The following is a 21253-nucleotide window of genomic DNA, read 5'->3' on the forward strand; positions in this document are numbered from 1 at the left end:
CTGTACCTCCTGATTGCTACTGATTATTACCATAGACTGTTACCGGATCTTCGGGCCGCATAGTTAGCGATCGTAAGCAGGATGACAGCGATGACCGATTTGAAGAGTCCGATGGCAATCCCGTAAGAATAGCGATTTCCTCCTAGGCCGACGCGATAAACATAGGTATCTACAACGTCGGCTACCGGCCTTAATACAGGGTTAGAGGCCAACAGCAAGATATCCTCGAATCCTGCATCGAGCAGTCTACCGATTGCAAGTATCATAAAGATGATAACGACTGGCATAATCGAAGGAACCGTAATTAGATAGATCTGCTTTGTCTTGCTAGCCCCGTCGATGTCTGCAGCTTCATACAGAGCCGGATCAATACTGGCTATGGCGGCGAGATATACAATCGAGTTAAAACCAATCTCTTTCCATACGTTAGCCGAAATCAGAATTGTCCAGAAATATTGTTTTAGAGAAAGGAAGTTGATCGGTTCATCAATGGCCCCCACACTCTGCAGCAGCATATTAACACTACCATTCTCTGTGGAGAGCATTGCAATTACAAATCCCGCGACAATAACCCAGGACAAGAAGTGAGGCAAGTAGGTAATAGTCTGGATAAATCTTTTGAAAAACATATGTCGAACTTCATTCAACATCAGTGCGAGAATAATCGGTGCCGGAAAACCAATAAAGAATTTAAGTAAACTGATTACAATCGTATTCCGAATAATCCTCTCAAACTCTGGGGCATTAAAAAAAGCCTCAAAATGTTTAAAGCCCACCCATGGATTTTCAAAAATCCGTGAACCAGTAAAAATGCTGTAATCCATAAATCCGGTGATTACACCGTACATCGGCAGATAGGCAAAAATGAAAATCAGAATAACTCCTGGAATAACCATCAGCTGAACATCCCATTGCTTCATTAAGCGCCTAAATAAGCTATTATTATGGACCTTTTGCTGCCGGGAAATGGGTGATGGTTGCTGTTCTGTAGTAGCTTGCGGCATATTTATCCTCCTGTTACAAATTGATGTAAATACATGCCGGTTCTCTGAAATCTGCGACTTCGAAACCGCTTGCAATTGACTTAGTACCATTCTACCCATGGAAATATATTGAAGCTATATAATAAAAGCCCGATTTTTTATACTTCTACCTGAATGTTTCATCCGTTCCAGCCAATTAAAATAACCATCTATCGACGTACTTTCTCAGTAGACAGACCTTATTTGGCAGAGGTATTTCTTGCGCGACAAGGATGCTAACCCTTGAAAAAAAGACTGCCTTCAGGTCATATAGACCTTCAAGACAGTCTTTGTATTCATCTTTAAGCACCGGTTATTGTAGTCCTGACCTCTACCACCGTTGAGAAGAAGGTAGCTCCTTCGCCCATGTCCGACAACCTGTCGGGTGTAAGGGCATTGGCGCGCTGCTTCCTGCCTTCGCCTTCCCACCACAAGCCTTGGCTGACTACGGTGCCCGGCAGCATTTTATCCGTCACCTTGGCTCGGACTTCGTAGGTTCCACGGTCGTTGTACACCGTAACCATGTCTCCGTCCACTATACCGCGTTCCTCTGCATCCGCCGGATGAATCTGCAGGGCAGGCTCCTTCTCCAACTTCTGATGCTTCTCCACATTCGCAAAGGTCGAATTCAGGAAGTTGTGGTTCGGCGGCGAAATGAACATAAGCGGGTATCTGTGCCCGCGGCCGCGCCTTACACCGTCATATCCTTCCTTCAAGGGCACGTAAGTCGGAAGAGGCGGAAGACCTGCTTCCTCCAACTTCGCGGAGTATAACTCGATCCGGCCCGAAGGCGTCGGCAAACGATCCAGATATGTTTCAAGCGGCGTCATGTCAAGCTTCACATAGCGGTGTTCCTTTAGCTTGTCCAGCGTGACGCCGTTCAGATAAGGGTTGTCCGGGAAGTCGAGCGCTCTTGCCATCATCTCCTCTTCGGTCTCATGGAAGGCCGGGTCGGTGAACCCCATGGCCCGGCCCAGCAAGGAGAACAGCTCCACGTTGCTCTTGCTCTCCCCGAGCGCCGGAATGACCGGCTCCTGCAGTTGGATATACTGATGCCAGTAGGATGCGAACAGGTCCGTATTCTCAAATGAGGAGGTTGCCGGAAGCACGATGTCCGCATACTTGGCTGTATCCGTCATGAACAAATCGTGTACGACGGTAAACAGATCCTCCCTTGCAAACCCTTCGCGCACCCGCCCGGTGTCAGGAGCGACAACCAGCGGGTTGCTGCAATAGACAAAGACCGACTTAATCGGCTGTTCGGTCATGGCAAGCGCCTCGCCGATCCGGTTCATGTTAATGGTCCTGGCATCCGGATTCGGCCGGAGATCCGGACGCTCCAGTGCATCGCTGTCCATGCTGTTGTAGCCACCATTCGACTTGGCAGCCCCTCCGCCCCGCTTCAGCCATTGTCCGGTCAAGGCCGGAAGCGCCGCGATGCTGCGCACCGTCAAGCCGCCATTGTCGTGATGCTGAAGACCGTTACCAATATGAATATAAGAAGTACCGGCCCGGCCATACAGCTCGGCCAGCTTCTCGATATCCTCTACCGGAATGCCGGTAATGGAGGATACATGCTCCGGCGTATAGTCTTTGACATGCTCACGCAAGGCTTCATGCCCGAGCGTATACTGCCGGAGGAATTCCTCATTCACCATGCCATCTCGGAACATGATGTGCATGAGGCCGACCGCCAGTGCCGCATCCGTGCCCGGAAACAGCGGAATGAACCAATCCGACCATTGCCCGGTCTGGTTCTTATGAACATCAATCACAATGACCTTGGCACCGGCCTTGCGTGCTTTCTCTGCCAGCACTACTTGGTGCATATTGGTGCTGACGATATTACCGCCCCAGACAATGATGACATCGGCATGAACGGTCTCCTCCGGGACGGTGCCTCCATTAAACCCCATCACGGATTTCCAGCCCGCAGTGCCTGCGGAATTACAGATCGACTGCTTCAGGCGGCTGGCGCCCAGCCTGTTGAAGAATCTCCGATCCATACCGTCCACGCTCAATATCCCCATATTGCCGTAAAAGCTGTATGGTAGAATGCTCTCTGAGCCATATTCCTTGATCAGCTTCTTGTAGCGCCCGGTAATCTCCTGAATCGCTTCATCCCAGCTGATCCGCTCGAAAGCCCCCTCACCCTTGGGCCCTAACCTCCGCAGCGGATAAAGCACGCGCTCGGGATGATACACCCGATGTGCCATATTGCGGACTTTATTACAGATGGCTCCCTGCGTCATCGGATGATCCGGATTGCCGGTAACCTTCACGATTTTTCCATTCTCTTTATGCAGCAGCAAACCGCAAGTATCGGGACAATCCAACGGACATACCGCCGGAAACACACCATTCTCCTGATGAATCATCGCTTGAGTCATTTCGTCCATTCCCCCTTGTACACGCTGAATCATATCCCCTTATCTTAAAAGAAAATCAGGGCTCCAGTAAAGTCTTACATTTTTTTCTGAGCGGGTGTTTCACTCTACTTCCTTCCGGGTATATTCCTATCAAGAGCAACGAAGAGGAACCCAGACCCTTTCTCTTCCTTGCCAAATCATGGACCACTCCCAAAAAATTCGCCATGCCCATGTCTCCTCCCCCGAGACCGGCATGGCGAATTTGTTTGTATCCAGCGTCTATCGCATCACATCTGAGCTACTTGCCCTTACGCATCATAGAAAATCATGCTTTCTGTAGCAAACATGCAAAAAACAAAGCCTGTCAAAGCCACACATTTATGTAAGCGCTTATCTGTCATTTTTTATAAATAATTCTGCTTAATTTTTCGTTGGAGGGTGTTTTACAAAAGATTTGAGCAGGCGTAATATACTATTCAGCTTCGAAATCATTCTTCATATTCACATGACATTCGCTTAATTTCCAATTTGGAAAGCGGGGGAACCACACGTATGGATGGATACCTATAGGATCTGTCAACCATACTATGGGGTGAATCCTGATGCAGCGCGTACTTACGCCGCGACTATTATCAGGTAGGGCGACTCTCACCGCCCGAATCCGACAGCTAACCTCGTCAGCGTTGATGGAGAGGGTTGTGAACTTGTGATCAAACACAGGGTTCTAACCTGTGTTTTTTGTTTGCCAAAAATCAATATTGGAATGGAGATAGCCCATATGTCCAGCACATGAGGCACACCGATTGAACTCACTTCAAGCAGTTCCCATCATGTACCTATTCTTAATCGGCGGTGAAAAACATGTTATCTTCTATCAAACGATTCCTCATCGGAAGACCCCTTAAATCAACGGAATTGGGCGAGCAAAAGCTGAACAAAACCAAAGCGCTGGCCATCCTTTCATCCGACGCCTTGTCGTCCGTGGCCTATGGACCTGAACAAATTCTGATCGTCTTGATGACCGTTGGCGCGGCTGCCTATTGGTATTCCATACCGATTGCCGTCGGGGTCCTGGTCTTATTGCTGGCACTTATCCTATCATATAGACAAATTATTTTCTCATATCCGCATGGCGGGGGAGCCTACGTGGTTTCCAAACGGAATTTAGGCATGTATCCAGGATTGGTCGCTGGCGGCTCCCTGCTGGTCGACTACATCCTGACGGTTGCGGTCAGCGTATCGGCGGGGACGGACGCGATCACGTCGGCTTTTCCGGAACTGCATGCCTACAATCTGCCCATCTCCATCGTGTTCGTTCTATGTTTGACCGTACTCAATTTAAGAGGGGTTACGGAGTCGGCCACCATACTGGCTTATCCGGTTTACTTGTTTGTACTGGCGCTGTTTATCCTGATTGGCGTCGGAATATTCAACATAGCTACAGGCCATGCATCACCAGAGCTTCACACGCCGATCGGCACGCCTGTCGCCGGTCTCAGCTTGTTCCTGCTCCTGCGGGCATTTGCCTCGGGCAGCTCTGCCCTGACCGGCGTTGAAGCCATTTCTAACGCCATCCCGAATTTCAAGGATCCCGCTCCGAATAATGCGGCCAAAACCTTGGTCGCGATGGGATCCTTGCTGGCAATGTTATTTTCGGGCATCGTATTCCTGGCCTATTACTATGGGGTTAGCCCCAGCGAGCAAGTCACTGTCGTTTCCCAGATTGCCGAGCATACCTTTGGACGAAACGTTTTTTATTACTTTATCCAAGGAACAACAGCTCTCATTCTGATCCTGGCCGCCAACACGGGATATTCCGCCTTCCCGCTGCTTGCCGTTAATCTGGCGAAGGATAAATTTATTCCCCGAATGTTCACCGTCCGGGGGGACCGTCTGGGATATTCAAACGGGATTATCATACTTGGGTTCTTCTCCATTCTGTTGCTGCTGGCTTTCGAAGGCAAAACCGAGCATCTGATTCCTCTGTATGCCGTCGGCGTGTTTATCCCTTTTACCCTCTCCCAAACAGGGATGATGGTGAAGTGGATTCGCGAAAAGCCTGAAGGATGGATCGTCAAGCTGATCATTAATACCACCGGCGCATGCATTAGCTTTATCGTGACGATGATCTTCTTTTTCACGAAATTCGCCCAAGTGTGGACCGTCTTGATTTTCCTGCCGCTGATCATTTGGATCTTCACACGAATCCACAAACATTATGAGGCCGTAGCAGACCAGCTGCGAATTACGACCTGTGAGCCGGTTAAGCCGATTGAGGGAAATGTTATTATTCTGCCTGTGGCGGGAATCACGCATGTAGTGGAGAACTCGCTGAATTATGCCAAATCACTGGGAGCAGGACAAATTATCGCGGTGTACGTGCCGTTCGAGCGGGAGGACGAGGCGGCCTTCCAGGAAAAATGGAAGAAGTGGCAGCCGGACATCCGGCTGGTGACGCTGCACTCGCCTTATCGGAGCATCATTCAGCCGCTGACCAAATTCATCGATACCGTGCAGCGGAAGGCAAGCGAATCCCACTATCAGGTTACCGTTGTCATACCGCAGTTCATCCCCAAGAAGGGCTGGCATAACTTCCTGCACAATCAGTCCAGCTTGCTCATTCGCGCACATTTACTGTATCGGAGAGATGTGATTATCACCACAGTACCTTACCATTTTAAAAAATAGCGGGCTTGTTCCGCTGCGACTTATACAAGGAATCCACTCCGCCAACAACGTTAAAAAAGCTGCGATCATCCGATCCCTATTCTTAAGGGAGCGGTCAATCGCAGCTTTTTTTCCTCCGCCTAGACGCTTACCAGGCTTCGGGATATTAAGAAACATTCTGCGCAGAATGAACCTGTTGAGCAGTGCCGGTAGTTGGCGCAGACGGCAGTGCGGCGTCTTGTTCGCCGCGAAGCATGACCTCAACCTTATCATCCTTCTTCAAATATACGGTCCCGTAGGCAGCTCCCACAAACAGCGCGCCTCCGACGAAATTGCCAAGCCATACCGGAATGAAGTTCACCAGATACTCGCCCCAGCTGTAATATCCTTCAAATATCGCTGCCGGAATGAGGAACATATTGGCCACCACGTGCTGAAAGCCAATGGCTACAAACGCCATCGTCGGAAACCAGATCCCGAGAATTTTGCCACTCATCTGATCCGATCCGTAGGACAGCCACACGGCGAGCGCTACGAGCCAGTTGCACCCGATGCCCGACAAGAAGGCCTGCAGGAAGCTGTCGTCGATCTTATGACCTGCCATGGCCACCAGCTTCTCCAAATAAACGCCGCTGCCTGTTAGACCCGTCACGTGACCAAAGAAATAAGCGACGAACAACGCCCCTGCCATATTGCTTACCGTGACAAGAGCTAAATTTCGTACCATTTCTTTCGTGGAAATCCGCTTCTTGAATCTGGCCAGGGACACGGCCATCATGTTGCCTGTCAGCAGCTCTCCACCCGCTAGCAATACAAGAATCAGTCCGACAGGGAATATTGCCGCGCCTATAAAACCGGCAATGCCTCCCCAAGCCTCCGATGCTCCGGCAATTACGCGAATATCCAGCAAAAAGCCGAGCGCAATAAAAGCACCCGCCAAAAATCCTAATATCATCACGTTCATGGCGGAGTTATGTGCTTTTTTCACCCCGTTCTCCAAGGTGATCTCCGCAATGCGATCAGGTTTGTAATAGGCCATGGCCGCTCCCCCATTTCTCCCGCAATCCGTCCTGAAATCTCTCGAATGCAGCGTCTGATGTTTCTGTTTACAGTTACCCATATTGTACCGCAGCCTCCATAGCAAGAACGTGAATTATATCACGATCGCGTGCCTCAGAGGGGACAAGACAGCCTCTGTCCTGGCTGCTCTTGATTTGCCCTGACTCATTCGCTCGAATCCGAGCGAGCGGTACATGTAAAATAGCGGTGTCGGAGAGGATCCCGACACCGCTTGGTTGATGCTTTAACCAACCATCATGTTCTAACCCGGAAAGCCTATGCTTTATACCACCATCATGTTCAAAACCAGCAGCCTATGCCTCGGCGGCAGTCTCTACCCTAACAGGCGTTTCCTTCTCCTGAACCGGAACGTTCGAGATCGGAAGCTTCATGCTAATGAAGGACGACAGCAGGAAGAGCGCACCTGCCGTGAAATACACGACGACAATGGAGGTCGCCGACATATACCATCCCGTAAACCCGGAGCCGATGAGCAGCATGCCGGTAAACATCGGTGTCATCACGCCGTTCAGACGACCGATGAATTTCTCTTCCACCTGCCGCATCATCACGGCCATCAATACTGTCTGCGCCATCGCCATCAGCACCCCGGTTACGAAGCGCATCGTACCGGTTAAGATCGGCCACTGGGACAGCACCTCGACAAAGGTCGAAAGGCCGAGGAAGGCAAGCCCGGCAAACAGCAAGTAGGAGCCTTTCACTCTCCCCGCAATCACGGCGGCCAGCACGCCGCCAATCAACATGCCAAGACCCTCTAGCGCGGTGAACCACTGAACGCTGGACATTGCCAGCTGTAGACGCTCCGTGATGACAAAAATATCGAGCGGCTGAACAAGTCCGCTGCCGAGCGCCAATAAAACGTAGACCACCAACAGCACCTTCAGCAGCCGACTGGAACCGATGTAAGTGAAGCCTGCCTTCAAGTCCTTCATAAAAGAACCGGTCGATTCTGAATTTTCAGATGGTTCATCCACACTGGAAGGGAGAAACGCCAGCACAATCGCCGAACCGCCGAATAGAACCAACAGGCTGATTAAAGAAGCCTGCAATCCAAAAGCTTGATAGATCGTCGTGCCGACCATCGGTCCCAAAATGATGAACAGCGACATCGAGGTCTGGGACAAAGCCGTGGCCGCGGGCACATGCTCATCCGGTAAGCAGCGCTTGATGATCTTCATGGACGAAGGCTGCGAGAATTGGGATACAACGGCCGAGACCAGGGTCACCGCAAACACGGCCTGCCAATATCCCGCATACACAACAAACAGGATAAGCAGTATGGATAAAAAGCTTAAAATGTCTCCCCAGATCATCGTTCGCTTGGGACGCCAACGGTCAGCCAGCACGCCGCCAATCATGGAGATCACAAAGATGGGCGCGTATTCAATCACGGTAAGCAGCGATACGGCGACCGGGTCATGGTTGCTCTTCTCCATAATAAAGAACAACAGCGCCATGTTGCGGATCCAGATCCCGATATTTTGCATAAAATCCGAAACCATCAGCAGCACGAACGCGCGGTTGCCAAACAAATGCCTCATATTCCATCCTCCAGCAAAACCGACTATTCGGTTTAATAATATGTGCGGAAACGCCCACCCTGCGTTCAAACCGACAGAAGCGTTTCCGATAAATCCTTCAATACATTACGAACCTTGACTCGATAACACACCGTTTAAAAAGTAAGTTACTCCCTTATGGTACAGCAGTCTCGATTCCTTCTGAGAACGTTCATAGTACGAAATCGACATTCCATCCAGAAGCGCACCAAAAATGACGGATATCTCCTCGACATCTTCTGCCGGTATCCGTCCCTCATCCGCTCCCTCCGCCAAAATCTCGCGGTATAGCGTACGCGGTCCTTGCAGAATCGCCAGCATCTCGCCCACAATCGTCTTATTCTCCGGCTGATTGATATAGAACTCCTCCGCGATCTTGGTTAGCGGATTCTGGAAGTCATCGACCATATGATCGGCAATGCCGTACAGCTTCTCCTCGAAGCTGGCGTAACGGACTTTTTTATCGTTCCAGGCTTCCATCCATTCCTGATTCTGCTTCGCCAGCAGCTTGACGAACAAATCTTCCTTGCTCTCAAAGTGATAGTAGATACTTCCCTTACTGGCACCCGTATACTTGACCAGTTCATCCATGGATGTTGCCGCATACCCGCGCTGGATGAACAGCTCCTTCGCTTTATCCAGAATCAAATCCCGCTTTCGCTGCGCTTTTTCTGAAGACATCGGTGTAAGCACTCCTTGCTTGGAAATAATAGTCCGCAATCAGTAAGCAGAAATCTGTTTCCTGTAATCAAAATGAATTTAAAATCAAAGAACGCCACTCCAAATAAAAAAAACCGACTGTACGGTTTAATCATACCGAAAACATTCCCCCATGTAAAGCGACGCCTTGACAATGACATAGAAAAAAGGACTTTGCCTAAGCAAAATCCTCTCATTACTCGTACATCCCGAAACAAATATAATATTTTTTTATTCCACTGCCCAAATGGCTCTTCCTTCTTTCATCGGATCGCCATAACTCAGCTGCAGCCCCGTAACCCCCTGTTTCACTTCGTACGGAATTTCTCCTGTCAGTTCACCGCCTGGGGCAATGGTGCCGTCCAGCATCTTCACATCATCCGTAATGGGAACCGTATAGTTAAGATCACTCGAATCCGTCAGGGAAAAAGATAACGCGGAAGAGATGACCAGCGGCTCCTGGCCATTGTTCTTCACGGTAATGTCAACCACTTTAAACGTATGTCCCGGCTGGGGCTTTAAGTACTCGTCCCCTTCGGATTCGCGCACGCTGTTCAGCGTAATGACCGTGCCGTGATAATCCACCGTATCGCCCACCCCGGCAGATTCGCCGATCGGCTTCACCTCTGCGTTGTCGGACGGTTGGTCCTCCTCTTGGGTTGGTTCTGCAGGCGGCTGCTCTTCAGATGTGTCCGTCTGACCTGTCCCCTCGCTATCCACAACAGCCGGCGGAGTTTCTGCGGGCGGATCAGCCTGATCATTGGAACAAGCAGCCGTCAGCAGCATGGAGAACAACACAGCCGAAGCCAGCATTACTTTTTTATTCATACTTTATCCTACCTCCTGAAAGTCGATATCTACATGTCCGGATATTTTCCAATTCGCTGTCAAAATCCATATTCCTTCAAAAACACGAAAAAGACCCCCAAATTAGGGAGTCTTCTTCGTAAATGGATTACGAATGGCTTACGAATGCACCGGTGTTTTCGTCTCAATCGCCGGCAATGCCTGCAGTCCAGCCGTGTTAAGGAAATTCCACGGTTTGTTGTAATGCGGCTGGAAGAAGAAGTCGATGAAGGCCAATTGATCAATCGTCATCCGATTCTGTATGCATACCGACAGCGTGTTAATGGATTGCGTCATATCCACTTTGGAAATGACCTGTGCACCAAGCATCCGGCGGCTGTCTTGCTCATATACCACCTTCAGCGTAACCTCTTCGAAGGTAGGCATGAATTCCGGACGGTAATGATCCGTAATGGTGACCGTCTCCACTTTCAAGCCTTCGTCCTTGGCGGCTCCTTCGGTCAATCCCGTCGAGGCAATGTTGTGTTCGTATATTTTCAATCCCGACGTACCTTGCGTTCCCATATATGGGGTTGTCGGCTGCACAAGATTGCGTGCAACAAGCGTTCCCATCCGGACGGCGTTAGTTGCCAGTGGAATGTACATCATTTTACCCGTCGGGTTATAGTGTACGGAGCAGCAATCGCCTGCTGCATATACATCCTGCTTGCTGCTTTGCATATATTGATCCACGACGATGGCACCGTTTTTCAGCATATCCACTTGCCCCTTCAGCAGCTCCGTATTTGGACGGAAGCCGATGCAGAGGATCACCAGATCCGTGTCGATCTCACCTTTATCGGTGATGACCTTGTTCACCTTGCCATTCTCGCCTTGGAAAGAAGTCACGGTCTGACCCAGGGCCATCTCAATCCCTTTTTCACGGAAGGATTCCTCGATCTTGCCGCTAAATTCAGGGTCCAGATATTTGTTTAGAATGCGGTCGGCACTATCAATCAGCGTAACCTGCTTGCCATTCTGCTGGAAGGCTTCAACAAGCTCCACGCCGATATAACCGGCGCCGACAACCGTAATGTGTTTCGCTTCCTGCGCTTTTTCAATGATCGCATTGGAATGATTGTAGTTTTTGCAGAGCAGAATATTATTGAGATCGATGCCTTCAAGTTTCGGCACGATAGGCCATGATCCGGTTGTAATAATCAATTTGTCATAGGTATCATCAAAAATTTCTTCTGTAACCAGGTTCCGAACTTTCAAGCTTTTCTTATCCGTATCCACCGAGATAATCTCATGCTTCATCTTGGTTTCAACACCCAGCTCGTCGAGCTTCTGAGGTGAAGAGTAGAACAAACCGTCAGGGTCTTTTACAATGCCTCCAACGTAAAGCGCGATGCCGCAAGACAGGAATGAGATGTTATCATTGCGTTCATAAACGGTGATCTGGGCTTCTGGGTAAAGTTTGGCGGTATTCACGATGGCGGCCGTTCCTGCATGGGTACAACCGATAACTGCTACTTTCATGGTTTTTCCTCCTCCAAGTATGAAGCTTTATATTTGATTAAGATGAGCTCTTTTGCCTGGATTCATGCTTGGTAACGCTTGTTGAGCATGAATGCGGTGACTGGTAATATTATTTGTGAATGTTTTCACTTCATGCCCTTATTATAATGTGATTAATTTCACAGTTCAATAGGCAATCGCGTTATTCACACATTGTTCATAATTTCACATGGTTATAATGATAAAAGAAGTTGACCAAGAATGCGGGTTCGGTATCAGGGAAAGCTATAAGTGCCCGCCTCATGAAGTTGATTCAAGAATCATCTATCCTATACGTGCTGCCTTGAAGGATCTTGCTTCTCCTGATCTAACGGAATGATACTTACGCTCAGTGTTTTCTAAGATACTGTCAATTAATCCGGTTAACCGAAGTGGTGTCCAAGAAAAACAGGACTGTTCTCCTCAGAGGGAAATCCCCCCAAAGAAAACAGCCCTGTTATGTAATCGTTACTTCCTGCTACTAACCAAGCAGAGCTTCAATGGCACTCTTCATCGATTCCGGCGTATCCCTCGGTTCGAACCGCTGAACCACCTTACCCTCGCGGTCTACCAGAAACTTGGTGAAATTCCAAGCGATCTCTCCGCCTTCATTCGGTCCTGGTTGCTCGGATTTCAAATATTGAAATAACGGATGCGTTTCTTCCCCATTGACGTCAATCTTCGCAAAGATTGGGAAATTCACACCATAATTCAATTGACAGAACGATTCGGCCTCTTCACTTGTACCCGGCTCCTGTCCGCCAAACTGATTGCACGGGAAGCCAAGAACCTGCAGCCCTTGCTGGCTGTATTGGTCATACAGCTGCTGAAGCTCTCCGTATTGCGGCGTAAGTCCGCACTGGCTTGCCGTATTTGCAATAATCAGAACCTTGCCTGAATACTGATCGAGCGAGACTTCCTGACCTTTGGTATTGGTTGCATGATATTCATAAACTGACATCTTCGAATCTCCTCCCGGCTTGTTTTGAATGGATGGCATGCTTTTCAAGCGCAACAGCCTAGCCAATCTCCCTCCATCATATCGAATAAATGGCCCTAAACCAAATTTCAGTTCCAAGACCTCTACCCCGTCGCCCGCAAATCCATTATGATGAATGTATAACCTCTTTAAACAAGATTTACATAGACTAATAACAGCTGTTTAATCAGCAAGTAAGCAGGGTAATGATTTAAGGTTTGGAAAAATAATGTACGATTCCGTATTTCAACAACAGTAAGCGAGGAAAAGAAATGAAACTGTATCCCGAAATGTTTATATCCCCATGGCATCTCATTGTCATTGTCCTGGCCCTGATTGCCTTCATCGGCTTAATCAAAGGGGGGTATGACCGGAAGACCGTGCTGCGCAGCACTGGGCTATCGACGCTGGCCTTTTATTTTATACTGACGATCCCCATTGGCCTGATCACCCAGGAATCCCTTTACAAAGAAGAAACGATGCTGACCGATTTGGATCAGAATTTTGAGGACAAGAAGATTAGTTCCGAGCTGCAAAGCTTTAAAGACTACATCTTGGTCCATGCTGGAGCCTATAAAAATGAGGATGATGCGGACATTGTTGAGGAAGTTTTCACCGAGATGTACAAGAACGTAACCCTTGCCCCCGGCGAGAAGAAGAAGCTCGACACCGCCTTTACCAGCCAGCCTATGGAAACCTACAGGTACCGATACGAAACGCACCCCCAAATGTGAAGGGCGCGTTTTTCTCGCTTTTGTATTAAGTTGACAGATGGTCTCCGGACTGGATCCCCACCTTATCTTTATCAGGGAGAGGCTGATACGGCCCCGGCATCGGCGGCAGATTCTTCGCATCCCTTCCTTTGCGGATATACCGGATACCCAAATAGAAAAGACCAACCACAGGCAGTGACAGCATAGCTATAGCAAGGAGCATGCTGGACATTTGGTACGAGGGATCCGTTTCGATCTCGGAAAAGTCCAAGAACATAAACGATATAAAGGTAACCAATGAGAACATGATGATCTGGAGCCAGCGCATCCATTTCACCAGGAAGAAGAACAGGATCGCGGAGAGTGCAACCAGCAGAATAGGGTATAGCCGCTGTTCCGGGTCCGCGTTCCCCAGTTCTGCCTGACGCGTCAGCCAAAAACCGATGGCGAACTGAACCGGAAAAATCAGCCACGCAAGCAAACCGGTTCCACGGAAAGCCGATCTTCGCTTTTGCAGCGCCTCTTCGTATTCGAGGAGCTTCATCTCGTATTCCAGCTGATTAAGCTCCTCCTCTGTCAATTCCCGGTCTTCCTCCTCGTTCTCCTGCACCAGACGGTCCAGGTAAGGCCGGAATTGCCGCTCCATATTGCCATCAAATTCGGAACGCTCTAAATCCTCATCCTCGCGAAGCAAAGACGCAACCGATTCATCCCCCAGATCTTGAATGATGATGGACGTCAGATATAAGGGAACGTCCCTTCTGCAAATAACCTCCAGCCAACGATTCGCCTCCATCGGATCCGTGAATGGAATGGCAACCGCCCGTTCCGTCTGACCTTCTCCCGCGATGAGGTACATAATGGGCATTAACTCCGCACTAGGCACGGATTCGGTCATTTTGCTTTTCTTATAAGCATAGCTGAATTGAAAGATGTATCGCCCATAGTATATTTCCTTGATGTCACCGATCCTAAGGCTCCCCTTCAGGGAGTCTTTTGTTTCCGAGTCCCATCTCTCGTACTCAATATGATCTTCGAATAACAAGTACTCGTCCAGATGCGTATTGTTCCAGATATGCCCTTTCAGGCTTCTGGACAGACGAATCATCATGAAGATACCGGCGGGTATAGCCGCCAGACTCATCCAGGTCCAGACATTGGTCCAGAGGTACAGTAACATCAAAGAACCCAGTGTCAATGCCAGGCCAAGCAGTATGCCCAGCACGTGCATTTCAAATGTAATCACCCAATAAAAAGGCTGCATTTTGGGCTTTCTCTGCTCATGAATCACCAGAGACATTCAAGCAACTCCCCCTCATATTCTTCGTTGTTTCTAAAGCTCACATGAAATGAAGACATTGTAGATCATATAGGCAGCAGTTCGCACGATGTACCAAATAGTATGTTAGGCCAACGGTAGAGCGTGCGCCGGCAGTGCGACAGAAGAGCGGTAATTGTAAGTCTTGCCGAGCGATGGAGCTGCGTCCTGCGTTCACTTAAAGTCTAGCGGACTCAGGAGACTTTATTTCGTAGAAAATGGGGTTTTTAGCGAAACAAACGGACAGGAGATCCGTTATTCATCTAAAAAGATGATATTTTGGCTGTTTCCACGCTAAATAACGGCTGTGGTGTCCGTAATTACGATAAATGGACCTCATAACAGGGAAATAACGTATCTGATGTCCGTTAGCCTCGGCGTTCGGCGGGGTTCTGGCCATCGTTACTGCGATTTCGTTGCACTTAGTTGCACCTGGTTTTTTTCGTTGCACCTGGGTGTTATTTCGTTGCACCTAGATACCTTTTCGATGCACCTCACCCGGATACCGAAGCCAGGGGGCGGACAAGCAGCTCTAGCTTGCATGCATCATATTATGTATAGAAATTAATATACATCCCTACATCCCTATAAGTATGTTAATTACTACTCTTGAACCCAAAAATCCTTCCACGGCAAGTTGGCCGGGAAGGATCTCCATCTCATACTTTGCCTTATGGAGCCGTACGTTTCTGAGCCAGCTTCACAAGCAGATGAGCCAGTTGATGCTGCTCCGCTTGGGTTCCAACCTTCCATAACTCCTGAAGAAGCTTCTCTTCGGAATTCCGGGGCTCCTCATTTGCAGCCAGATAGCCAGCTACCTTCTCTGCTGCCTGCGCCAGATGCTCTTCATTCAACCCAATACTCTCGGCAAGCTGAATTCGCTTGTTCAAATAGGATTGGAAGGCATCAAAATCGGCCAGGATCCTCTCCTTCTCCCCATCATCAATCCGGTCCATCGCGTCACTGACCTTACTCACATCCAGCTCACCGTTCTTGTTCACTACATGATTATGTTCAGACATGGTAACGCCTCCTTGTCATTGACTGGGTAACGCTCTCTACTTAAACGGGATTTTCCGGCTTGAAACAGATGCCTTCCAAAAATCTCCTGTACCTGCTAGCGGCTGCGGCCACCGCGCCGTCCACCACTCTGGCCTCTTGCACCGCGGCCTTCGGAAGATCGTGTACCGCCTTGTCCACCGCGACTGCCTTGATTTCCCCGACCCTCGGTTCTGGACTGTCCACGGCTGCTGCTGCCACGTGTTCCGGCCTGTGACTGTCCACGGCCTTCGCCTGCACGCCCGCCGTCACGACTGCCACTGCTGCGACCTCCAGCCGACGATGGTCCGCGTCCCTCGCCTGGACGACCGTCGCGGCTTCCAGCCCGTCCGGAGCCATGCTCATCTCTGCGTGACGATCCGTCTCTTCCTCTACCCTGCTCGCTACCGCGGCTCCGCCCGGAACCCGTACCGCGATCTGCCCGGCTTCTGCCTTGACCACGTTCTTGATCAGATTCAAGCGAAGAGATGTTTCTTGCTTTTCCCGGTCTGCCCGTATCCCTGCCTGAGCCGCCGGTGCTTTCCCGAAGGCCTCCTGCACTGGAATCATAGCGCACGCGCTTCAAGCGAAGGGAGATCCCTTCCTCGATGCGCTGTAGATCGTTAAGATCCTTACCGGCAGCGAACGTGATAGCCATTCCGTTCCCACCGGCCCGTCCGGTCCGTCCGATACGATGGATGTAACTATCAACATCATGAGGCATATCGTAGTTATAGACATGAGTCACGCCCTCAACGTCAAGCCCCCTTGCGGCAACGTCCGTTGCTACCAGCAGCTGGAGTTTGGCATCCCGGAATCGCTTCATCACCGCTTCCCGTTTCGCCTGTGACAGGTCCCCATGAAGCTCGTCCGATTGATACCCATGGGCCAGCAGCGCCTCATTCAATATAGTAGCTCTGCGCTTCGTCCGGCAGAAGATAATCGCGAGAAAAGGGTTATGCTCCTCGAGCATGGCACGCAGCGCATCCTGCTTGGAGCGGTCCGTACACTCGACCACAACCTGCTGGATCTGCTCCAGCGGGATCGGGGAAGCCCCCTTAATGACGATATCGACAGGTTCCTTCATATAGCTGCCGGCAAGCTGCTTCACGCCGGCAGGCATCGTAGCCGAGAAGAGCATCGTCTGGCGCCGATACGGAAGTGCATGGATCAGTGTCTCGACCTCATCCAGAAAACCCATGTGCAGCATTTGGTCGGCTTCGTCCAGCACCAGTTGCTTCACTCCGCCCAGTTCAAGCGTGCCCCGGCGTAAATGATCCAGCAATCGGCCCGGTGTTCCGATGATCAAATGTCGTCCGCCTTCGAGCTTTCGGAGTTGTTTCTCCACGTCCTGACCACCATAGACCGCGAGGATTTTGATCCCGTCCGGCTCGCCGGCTGTCAGCTTCTTGGCTTCTTCCGTAATCTGCAATGCCAATTCCCGTGTCGGCGCAATAATGAGCGCCTGCGGGTACGCCCGCTTGGGATCGATATGCTGCAGAATCGGCAGCATAAAAGCCAGCGTTTTGCCAGTGCCAGTCTTCGCCCGGGCGATAACGTCCTTTCCTTGCAGCAGCAGCGGGATACTCTCTTGCTGTACCGGAGTCGGCACCGCAATTCCCTGCTCCTTCAGTTTCCGTACTCTTTGTTCGTCAATGCCCAGCTGTTGAAAGTTCGGCAAACGTTCCACCTCATTTAAATTATTTAGCATCTGCTTGCGTTAAATCGATTGGATTTAGCAAACAGACATATTTACATATAAGTCCCAACAAAATGCCGATCGAATTCGTTCTAAGAAGACCGGAACATTTTTGTTGTCTTTCTTTTCGACTGACAAAAGACCCTGACTTTGGTAATGTCAATGATATAGATATCCAGTTTGCACCAGCGAGGAGGTGTCCCCGATATGCATACCCTACAGATCATCCTGTCAGCACTCATCCTGATGGTCTTGTTCGGCCTGATCAATCTGATGATGAATTATATCTCACGACGCGACGGGGAGCCTATCGTCCCCTTCCGAAAGAAGCTGTGGCTTATCCCGCTGTTGTCGGCCTTTATCATTATACCGTTAGAACTCTTCGCGATGTTATATGCCCGGTGGTTCCCCATATCGGAGCCATCGGGGCCAGGTGAAATCCTGGCTTACGACGGTCAGGGCGTATGGCTCAGCTTCTCGCTTACCATCCTGATTGGATTCCTGATCTTCGAAGGTATCCTTCATCCTTTGATCATCACCCTGCTAAGGCTGCTGCTTCGCAAGGATACCTCCATCTATATTAAACAGGCGGTTACAGTCGTGACCGACACGGTTCTGCTGTACATAGCGTTCCTGATCATGCCCGGCATTCCTGTCGGCGGTTGGTTGCAAGCGCTTCTCATTGCCGTATTCTTTCACCTCATAGAGTGGATCCTCATCGGAGTCCAGACTTGGGTGCAGCAGCGCAAGCGGGCAAGAACGGAGTCTGCCGGTTAGAACCTGCCGGATTTGAAAATGGCATACAGCAGCCATGCAACCATGAGCAAGGCTACAATGAATCCAACTTCAATCACGGGGAAACTCCACAGCATCATCGGCTCCCGGCTCAGCGATGAACCAATAATCAGACCCACCATGATGATGCTGAAAGCCAGAAGCACAATGCTGAAGGAGAGCCGGTTACTGACCTGATCCAGCTTGCGCATCAGGGTTTTCAGTTCCGGAACACTGATCTCTACCCGCAGCTTCCCCTTGCTGATCAGAGCCGACAGCTGCCTGGCCTGTCCGGGCAGCTCAAGCAAACTCTCGGCAAGTCCGCTCACCCCATCCAGCACCTTCCTGCCGATCCGGCGGGTATTATACCGCTTCTTCAATAGCTTTCGGCCAAAAGGCTCCGCCATGTCGATAATGCTCAGGTTCGGGTCCAGCATCTCGATGACGCCTTCCAGCGTCAGCAATGACTTGCCAAGAAGCGTCAAATCGGGCGGCAGCATAATCCCGTGCCGCTGGGCAACGGCAAACAGATCCGTCAACGCCTTGCCGATCCGCACTTGTGCGAACGGCACATCATAATACTCTCCCCGCAGCCGGTCCATATCCGACCGGAGCGAATCCATATCGCAATCGTCCGGGATCAATCCCATTTTGGAAATCGCCCGGATCATCCCTTCCGAATTCCGCCGCATCAAGGCAATAATGAGCCCGGACAGATGGTCCTTCATATCTTCGCTGAGGTGACCCACCAGCCCAAAATCCAGAAAGACCAGCTTGCCGTCCTCCCTGACAAGCAAATTCCCCGGATGAGGGTCGGCATGAAAAAATCCCTCAATAAAGATCTGCTGCAGCATGCCATCGATCAAATGTTCAGCGATCGCCTTCAGATCATGTCCCTTGTCCACGATCTCCTGCCTCCGGCTTAACGTGAGGCCATCGACATACTCCATCATCAGCACTTTGGAAGACGTATACTCCCAATAAATCCGCGGAATGCGGATAAATTCGTGCTCCGACATCTGGGAGGCTATCTTCTCTGCGTTTCGGGCTTCATGGCTGTAATCCAGCTCTGCCATCATCGCTCTGGCAAATTCGTCAACAATCCGGTCCACACGGTACTGCTTCACCCATTCCCAGTGGCGCTCGGCAATCGAGATTAAATCCCGCAATATCTCCAAGTCACGACCGATCATTCGGGCTACCCCGGGCCGCTGTACCTTGATCGCAACATGCTCTCCGGACTTCAGCTTCCCGGCATGGACCTGCCCAATCGAGGCCGCGGCCAGCGGTTTGTCTTCAAACTCACTCAACACTTCATCGATCGGCATACCCCACTCTTGCTCAATCAGCTCCCGTGCGCTCGCGGAAGAAAAAGGAGGCACCCGCTCCTGCAGCTTCACCAATTCCTGGATAATATGGTCCGGCAGCAGATCCGATCTTGTACTCGCCAACTGTCCGAGCTTTACGAAGGCGGGGCCAAGATCCTCAAGCACTCGCCGTATGCGTTCCCCGAGCGTAATCGTCTCCGGCTGTTCCCTTGAACTCCAGCGAACAGGCAGCGACAGAACATGAAACAGTCCCATCTCTTCCACCATATAGCCAAAGCCATGACGCATGAGCGCCATGGCGATTTCCCGGTAACGTCCGGCATGTCGGATTCGGACCGCCATCTATTCCTGCCGCGATCCTTCCAGTTCTACAACCTTCTTCTCCAGAGTAGCAATGCGCTGTTCCAGGCTGGCGACATCACTCTCTTTGGGAACATCCAGATCGGACAATACACGCTGCACCTGTTCATAAATATAGGTCTTGATCTGCGACTGCTCCTCTTCGCCGCGTTCGACGAGACGGTTCACAAGCGCTTTGGACTCCGCAGGAGCAAGCTCCCCGCGTTTGACCAGATCATCCACGATTTTCTCAACTTTTTCCTTGCTGACCACGGTAAGGCCCAATCCTAACGAGATTGCTTTCTTAAAAAGATCACTCACGGTATATCCCTCCCGGTCGTTGTCTGGTTCCATTATAACCTTTAACGCTGGTAAAAACATCTATCCTTGGACTTGCTTTCATAAGTATAGAGGAGCTGCCTTATCAATTTCCCCTGATTTCACATGAAATATGAGGGCAACCCGCAATCGGATAACAAGCAATTGCATTCCAGCCATGCTTATTATGTAAAATACAATGGAAAAAGCGAACAGGCTGGAAGAAAATGATCCGCCTGTTCGCTTATAAATGCTATCCCATATAGATAGAGAATGACTTAGTCGTCATCCCCATCATGATCGTCGTGATCGACATGATCCCAATCGTGATGGTCATCATGGACATCGTCGTCATCATGGTCGTCGTATTTCTCATACTCTGCCTTGATCACTTTACCGCTGACCGCATGGACTTCTACGTCGGATGATCCGTTTGCTGTCTTCACTTCGACATCATACACCCATCTGCCATCATCTTGGTCCAGATCCACTTCCACAGCCGTCCCGCCCTTAACGTGTTTAACGGCGATAGCGGATGCCTTGCCGGCACCGATCAGATTGCCTGGAAGGTTGTCACGATCATCATCGTCATTCCGGTCCACTCTTACACCAAGGGATTTGCCGGTATAGGCATCAATCCATACATCCACATCCCGGTTATTCTGCTGGATCTCCACATCGTACACCAGTTTGCCCTTTTTCCGGTCTATATCCATGCTCTCCACTTTGCCATTGGCAGCAGCCAGTGCCAATTGTTCTGCTTTCTCCATTCCGATCAGCTGCTGCTGTTGCTCCGGTGCTGCCTGAGTTCCCGCTGCAGTCGTCTGTCCTGATCCTGCCGCCTGTACAGCGTTATAGCCGTATACTCCACTCGCCGCGATGGCTATGGACAGTGCGCCTGCCCACCATATTTTCTTCTTCATCATCTTACGCCTCCTCATGATTCTCTCCTGTTGATCTCTACAAACCCAATATACTCTCTCAACATGAGAGCTTTCAGAGAGA

At 50.3% G+C, this 21253-nt stretch carries 17 protein-coding genes and 1 riboswitch; of the genes, 3 read left to right on the plus strand and 14 right to left on the minus strand.

Annotated features, from left to right (window positions below):
- Positions 1 to 26: 26 nt before the first annotated feature.
- The gene (locus AB4124_RS13010; RefSeq protein WP_076323936.1) at positions 27 to 1004 is read right to left on the minus strand and encodes an ABC transporter permease; all 978 of its coding nucleotides are present in this window, start codon (positions 1002 to 1004) and stop codon (positions 27 to 29) included.
- A gap of 320 nt (positions 1005 to 1324) precedes the next feature.
- A complete protein-coding gene (locus tag AB4124_RS13015) occupies positions 1325 to 3412 on the minus strand; it encodes a molybdopterin-containing oxidoreductase family protein (protein WP_441973115.1) in 2088 nt (695 codons plus the stop codon).
- A gap of 482 nt (positions 3413 to 3894) precedes the next feature.
- Positions 3895 to 4090, plus strand: a riboswitch (cyclic di-AMP (ydaO/yuaA leader).
- A gap of 162 nt (positions 4091 to 4252) precedes the next feature.
- Between AB4124_RS13015 and AB4124_RS13020 the strand changes: the two genes are divergently transcribed.
- Positions 4253 to 6079 (plus strand): APC family permease, encoded by a 1827-nt coding sequence (locus tag AB4124_RS13020; protein WP_441973116.1) that lies wholly within the window; start codon positions 4253 to 4255, stop codon positions 6077 to 6079.
- 145 nt (positions 6080 to 6224) lie between these two features.
- On the opposite strand, the gene AB4124_RS13025 is transcribed toward AB4124_RS13020, so the two are convergent.
- The 6 genes from AB4124_RS13025 to AB4124_RS13050 form a co-directional block, all read right to left on the minus strand.
- Positions 6225 to 7097 (minus strand): formate/nitrite transporter family protein, encoded by an 873-nt coding sequence (locus AB4124_RS13025; RefSeq protein WP_076324082.1) that lies wholly within the window; start codon positions 7095 to 7097, stop codon positions 6225 to 6227.
- A gap of 334 nt (positions 7098 to 7431) precedes the next feature.
- Positions 7432 to 8679, minus strand: coding sequence for an MFS transporter (locus tag AB4124_RS13030; RefSeq protein WP_076323933.1), 1248 nt, complete (start codon positions 8677 to 8679; stop codon positions 7432 to 7434).
- A gap of 105 nt (positions 8680 to 8784) precedes the next feature.
- Positions 8785 to 9378, minus strand: a complete 594-nt coding sequence (locus AB4124_RS13035; protein ID WP_441973117.1) for a TetR/AcrR family transcriptional regulator — start codon at positions 9376 to 9378, stop codon at positions 8785 to 8787.
- Positions 9379 to 9627: 249 nt separating this feature from the next.
- Complete coding sequence (locus AB4124_RS13040) at positions 9628 to 10224, minus strand: DUF4352 domain-containing protein (RefSeq protein WP_076323931.1); 597 nt, start codon at positions 10222 to 10224, stop codon at positions 9628 to 9630.
- A gap of 138 nt (positions 10225 to 10362) precedes the next feature.
- Positions 10363 to 11724: an FAD-dependent oxidoreductase gene (locus AB4124_RS13045; RefSeq protein ID WP_339291873.1), complete on the minus strand. Its 1362-nt coding sequence runs from the start codon at positions 11722 to 11724 to the stop codon at positions 10363 to 10365.
- Between the two features lie 499 nt (positions 11725 to 12223).
- Complete coding sequence (locus tag AB4124_RS13050) at positions 12224 to 12703, minus strand: glutathione peroxidase (protein WP_441973118.1); 480 nt, start codon at positions 12701 to 12703, stop codon at positions 12224 to 12226.
- A gap of 290 nt (positions 12704 to 12993) precedes the next feature.
- On the opposite strand from AB4124_RS13050, the gene AB4124_RS13055 reads away from it, so the two are divergent.
- Positions 12994 to 13455: a hypothetical protein gene (locus tag AB4124_RS13055; RefSeq protein ID WP_441973119.1), complete on the plus strand. Its 462-nt coding sequence runs from the start codon at positions 12994 to 12996 to the stop codon at positions 13453 to 13455.
- Positions 13456 to 13480: 25 nt separating this feature from the next.
- On the opposite strand, the gene AB4124_RS13060 is transcribed toward AB4124_RS13055, so the two are convergent.
- The 3 genes from AB4124_RS13060 to AB4124_RS13070 all read right to left on the minus strand — a co-directional run bounded on the left by AB4124_RS13060 (position 13481) and on the right by AB4124_RS13070 (position 17501).
- The gene (locus tag AB4124_RS13060; RefSeq protein WP_441973120.1) at positions 13481 to 14734 is read right to left on the minus strand and encodes a hypothetical protein; all 1254 of its coding nucleotides are present in this window, start codon (positions 14732 to 14734) and stop codon (positions 13481 to 13483) included.
- 689 nt (positions 14735 to 15423) lie between these two features.
- Complete coding sequence (locus AB4124_RS13065; RefSeq protein ID WP_441973121.1) at positions 15424 to 15774, minus strand: DUF3243 domain-containing protein; 351 nt, start codon at positions 15772 to 15774, stop codon at positions 15424 to 15426.
- Between the two features lie 95 nt (positions 15775 to 15869).
- Complete coding sequence (locus AB4124_RS13070; protein ID WP_441973122.1) at positions 15870 to 17501, minus strand: DEAD/DEAH box helicase; 1632 nt, start codon at positions 17499 to 17501, stop codon at positions 15870 to 15872.
- Positions 17502 to 17696: 195 nt separating this feature from the next.
- Here AB4124_RS13070 and AB4124_RS13075 point away from each other — a divergent pair, with 195 nt between their 5' ends.
- The gene (locus tag AB4124_RS13075) at positions 17697 to 18266 is read left to right on the plus strand and encodes a hypothetical protein (RefSeq protein WP_441973123.1); all 570 of its coding nucleotides are present in this window, start codon (positions 17697 to 17699) and stop codon (positions 18264 to 18266) included.
- Here AB4124_RS13075 and AB4124_RS13080 read toward each other — a convergent pair.
- From AB4124_RS13080 to AB4124_RS13090, 3 genes are all read right to left on the minus strand, one after another.
- Complete coding sequence (locus AB4124_RS13080; protein ID WP_441973124.1) at positions 18263 to 19933, minus strand: ABC1 kinase family protein; 1671 nt, start codon at positions 19931 to 19933, stop codon at positions 18263 to 18265. The two genes, AB4124_RS13075 and AB4124_RS13080, sit on opposite strands and share 4 nt — an antisense overlap.
- Complete coding sequence (locus AB4124_RS13085) at positions 19934 to 20251, minus strand: phasin family protein (protein WP_076323924.1); 318 nt, start codon at positions 20249 to 20251, stop codon at positions 19934 to 19936.
- 275 nt (positions 20252 to 20526) lie between these two features.
- A complete protein-coding gene (locus AB4124_RS13090) occupies positions 20527 to 21174 on the minus strand; it encodes a PepSY domain-containing protein (RefSeq protein WP_441973125.1) in 648 nt (215 codons plus the stop codon).
- Between the last annotated feature and the right edge of the window lie 79 nt (positions 21175 to 21253).

It is taken from the genome of Paenibacillus sp. 2KB_20 (genome assembly GCF_052115765.1).
Classification (GTDB): Bacteria; Bacillota; Bacilli; order Paenibacillales; family Paenibacillaceae; genus Paenibacillus_AQ.

Bases quoted from the DNA above. Each gene is read 5' to 3' on its own strand.
- AB4124_RS13010 (WP_076323936.1), bottom strand. From the start codon at position 1,004: ATGCCGCAAGCTACTACAGAACAGCAACCATCACCCATTTCCCGGCAG.
- AB4124_RS13015 (WP_441973115.1), bottom strand. From the start codon at position 3,412: ATGACTCAAGCGATGATTCATCAGGAGAATGGTGTGTTTCCGGCGGTA.
- AB4124_RS13020 (WP_441973116.1), top strand. From the start codon at position 4,253: ATGTTATCTTCTATCAAACGATTCCTCATCGGAAGACCCCTTAAATCA.
- AB4124_RS13025 (WP_076324082.1), bottom strand. From the start codon at position 7,097: ATGGCCTATTACAAACCTGATCGCATTGCGGAGATCACCTTGGAGAAC.
- AB4124_RS13030 (WP_076323933.1), bottom strand. From the start codon at position 8,679: ATGAGGCATTTGTTTGGCAACCGCGCGTTCGTGCTGCTGATGGTTTCG.
- AB4124_RS13035 (WP_441973117.1), bottom strand. From the start codon at position 9,378: ATGTCTTCAGAAAAAGCGCAGCGAAAGCGGGATTTGATTCTGGATAAA.
- AB4124_RS13040 (WP_076323931.1), bottom strand. From the start codon at position 10,224: ATGAATAAAAAAGTAATGCTGGCTTCGGCTGTGTTGTTCTCCATGCTG.
- AB4124_RS13045 (WP_339291873.1), bottom strand. From the start codon at position 11,724: ATGAAAGTAGCAGTTATCGGTTGTACCCATGCAGGAACGGCCGCCATC.
- AB4124_RS13050 (WP_441973118.1), bottom strand. From the start codon at position 12,703: ATGTCAGTTTATGAATATCATGCAACCAATACCAAAGGTCAGGAAGTC.
- AB4124_RS13055 (WP_441973119.1), top strand. From the start codon at position 12,994: ATGAAACTGTATCCCGAAATGTTTATATCCCCATGGCATCTCATTGTC.
- AB4124_RS13060 (WP_441973120.1), bottom strand. From the start codon at position 14,734: ATGTCTCTGGTGATTCATGAGCAGAGAAAGCCCAAAATGCAGCCTTTT.
- AB4124_RS13065 (WP_441973121.1), bottom strand. From the start codon at position 15,774: ATGTCTGAACATAATCATGTAGTGAACAAGAACGGTGAGCTGGATGTG.
- AB4124_RS13070 (WP_441973122.1), bottom strand. From the start codon at position 17,501: ATGCTAAATAATTTAAATGAGGTGGAACGTTTGCCGAACTTTCAACAG.
- AB4124_RS13075 (WP_441973123.1), top strand. From the start codon at position 17,697: ATGCATACCCTACAGATCATCCTGTCAGCACTCATCCTGATGGTCTTG.
- AB4124_RS13080 (WP_441973124.1), bottom strand. From the start codon at position 19,933: ATGGCGGTCCGAATCCGACATGCCGGACGTTACCGGGAAATCGCCATG.
- AB4124_RS13090 (WP_441973125.1), bottom strand. From the start codon at position 21,174: ATGATGAAGAAGAAAATATGGTGGGCAGGCGCACTGTCCATAGCCATC.